Below are 3,196 nucleotides of genomic sequence, written 5' to 3'. Positions count from 1 at the left end.
AATGGAGAAATCTAATCGGTATGTTATACCTGAGAGAAGAGTGAGGAGTTATCCAAGGGTTGTAAAAGGAAAACCTCAAAAATACCCAAGAAAAAGCCAGTCAATCTCTTAACTGACTGGCATTACGTTATAACGGGGATTTTTTTATCGGAAATAAAAAGGTAAAGATTGGCTTAAATTTAAGCATGGTGTGAAAATTGCTATAGAAATCATCTATTCATGGCGTGTGCATCCTAAAGATGCATTTGATGGGGATTTCTGATTTATGTTGTCGCGCTTTTTTATTTATCGTCCCAAGTTTGCAGCGGTCATTGCAATTTTAATGATGGCCCTTGGGGTATTTGCACTTCAAAAAATTCCCATTGAACATATGCCAAATATGGATACGCCAGCTTTAGGCGTTTCCGCAGGTTATCGTGGTGCATCGGCTGAAACAGTTGAGCAATCGGTGACCCAGATTCTGGAACAGGCGGTAAAAGGCATTGAAGGTCTGGAAACTTTTCACTCCAGCAGTTCGGTGGGACGGGCCCAACTTACGCTGCAATTTGAGCCAGGAGTCGATCTTGATCAAGCCCAGTTACAGGTTCAAAACGCCGTGAATGGTGTATTGAGCCGCTTACCTGAAGAGACGCAGCAGGGCGGAGTCAATGTTTATAAATCAGGGTATGACCAGTTTGCACTATTAAGTTTATATGATGAGAGTGGGCAGAGTAGCGTTACCGAACTTTCAGATTATTTGATGGTCCACGTCGAACCGCGTTTGTCACGTATTGAAGGTGTAGGGGAAATTGACCTGTACGGTGCAGGTTATGCCATGCGGATTTGGCTAAATCCGCATAAGTTGCACCAGTTTAACCTGATGCCAAGCGATATCCGTAATGCCATTGAAACTCAAAACGCGCCACTGGCTTCAGGCGCAATTGGTGGTTTGCCGACGATGCAGGATCAATATCTCAATGCCAAGGTCAGTGCCGGTTCACATTTAAGCAGTGTGAAAGAATTTGAAAATATCATCGTTAAAACCACAGATTCCGGTGCATTACTGTATTTAAAAGATGTGGCACGGGTAGAACTAGGTGCAGAAAGTTATAACCACATTAACTATACCAACGGACAGCTCTCTTCAGCTTTATCGATTACTTTGGCGCCGCGGAGTAATGCTATTGCCGTGTCCAAACAGATTCAAGACGTATTAAAAAACACTCAGGCCAATTTGCCACCGCACTACCAGTTGCAAATGACCATGGACAAAACTCCATTTATTACCAGCTCAATTGAACAGGTAGCTAAAACTCTGGTTGAAGCCATTATTCTGGTCATTGTGGTGATGTTTATCTTCCTGCAAAACTGGCGTGCCACGATTATTCCGGCCGTTACGATTCCGATTGTGGTTTTGGCGACCTTTGCAGTGCTGTATGTCTTGGATATGACTCTGAATAGTTTTACCTTATTTGCCCTGATTTTAGCCATTGGTCTGCTAGTCGATGATGCCATTGTAGTGGTGGAAAATATTGAACGCCTGATGCAGGACGAACATCTGGATGCCAAAGCGGCTGCCTTAAAATCCATGCAGGAAATGAGTGGAGCACTGGTCGGTATTACGCTGGTACTTACTGCAGTATTTATCCCGATGGCTTTCTTTGGCAGTATTACTGGGGTGATTTATCGTCAATTTTCCCTCACTTTGGTAGTGGCGATGTTGCTGTCTTTATTCGTGGCCTTGGTGATTACCCCGACATTTGCGGCACAGTTATTGAAACGCAAACATCATCAGGCTCGCTGGGCACAGCGCTTTAACCATGGCATGGATCAGCTCAATGCCGGTTATCAAAAAGTTTCAGCTCGGAGCATGCGATTGAAATTCACGATGTTGGCACTGTTTGGTGTGTGCATAATGAGCTTCGGCTGGGTATATAAGCATTTGCCGGAAGGCTTGATGCCCACGGAAGACATGGGCTTTGTTATGGGGCAGATTGTCATGCCGGGCAACGCACCGCGTTCAGAAGTCGAAAAAGTCGGGCGTGAAGTACAAGACTATTTAATGAAACATGAATCAGAACGCATTCAGAGTGTAGGCGTCTGGTATAGCGGCAACAACGTTGGTGTAGGCCCGTATCGTGGGCAGCTCTTTGTGGTATTAAAAGACTGGGCTGAACGTAAAAATCCTGAAGATTCGGTCTTTGCCATTGTCGATCGAGCACAGAAACACTTTGCCAATCATGCCAATGCCCAAATTTTCTTTATGGCGCCTTCCATGTCGAGTAATGGTCGTGTAGTCGATTTCTGGTTGCAAGACCTGGATTATAAAGGAGCTGAATTTTTACAGGAGGCATTTGGCCAGATTGAAGCGCGTGCCCAAGGCAAATCATCGATTGAATTTTTACAGCTGGACCAACCCAAAGAAAGTGCTGAGCTGAATATCAAACTTGATGCAGAACGCGTGTTAAAGCATTCCATTCCTCAGCAAAATGTAAACAGTACTTTGGCCGCAGCGTGGGGTGGAACTTACATCAATGACTTTATTGATCGCGGGCAGATTAAACGTGTGATTATGCAGGGTGAAGCAGAATACCGTTCCAAACCTGAAGATCTGGCCTTCTGGCATGTACGCAATCAAAAAGGTGAAATGCTGTCATTTAACCAGTTTAGCAGTCTGAATTGGCAGGGCGGGCCGAACAGTATTAACCGCTATATGGGCTATAACGCTGTTCCAGTCTATGCCGGGATTCCAAAGGACAAGTTTTCCAGTCAGACCATGCAGGATGTTGAAGCATTGGTAGATGCCCAGGAAGGTGTGAATCTGGCTTGGAGCGGAGCTGCATTGGAAGAAAAGCGCAGCAGCGGTCAGGCGATTTTCCTGTATGTGATTTCGATTGCCTTTATTTTCCTGTGTTTAACCGCTTTATATGAAAGTTGGACCATTCCTGTGGCCGTGATCAGTGCCATTCCATTGGGCGTAGGTGGCAGTATCTTATTTTGCTGGATCTTTGGTTTCGCCAATGACATCTTTTTTCATATTGCCTTGCTGACGACGATTGGTCTGTCCTGTAAAAATGCCATTCTGATTGTTAATGCCAGTCAGTTAAGCAGACATTAGAAAAATGTAGTAAAAATGAGTGTATGCCAATACGCTCATTTTTTTATGACTTTATCTGAAAATTTAGATTGTACTCTTCAACATTCTCTACCTTCACTT

General features: G+C 44.4%; 1 protein-coding gene. It reads left to right on the top strand.

Annotated elements, in window-relative coordinates; genetic code table 11:
• The first annotated feature begins 265 nt into the window (after positions 1–265).
• Entirely contained in the window at positions 266–3,097 is a 2,832-nt protein-coding gene (locus tag FTV18_RS15450; RefSeq protein WP_257218640.1) for an efflux RND transporter permease subunit, read from the top strand.
• Positions 3,098–3,196: the final 99 nt, after the last annotated feature.

This window comes from Acinetobacter sp. YH12241 (genome assembly GCF_013417535.1).
Classification (GTDB): Bacteria; Pseudomonadota; Gammaproteobacteria; order Pseudomonadales; family Moraxellaceae; genus Acinetobacter.
Note: the sequence above shows the minus strand (reverse complement) of the source record. Positions and strands in the feature narration are given on the sequence as shown.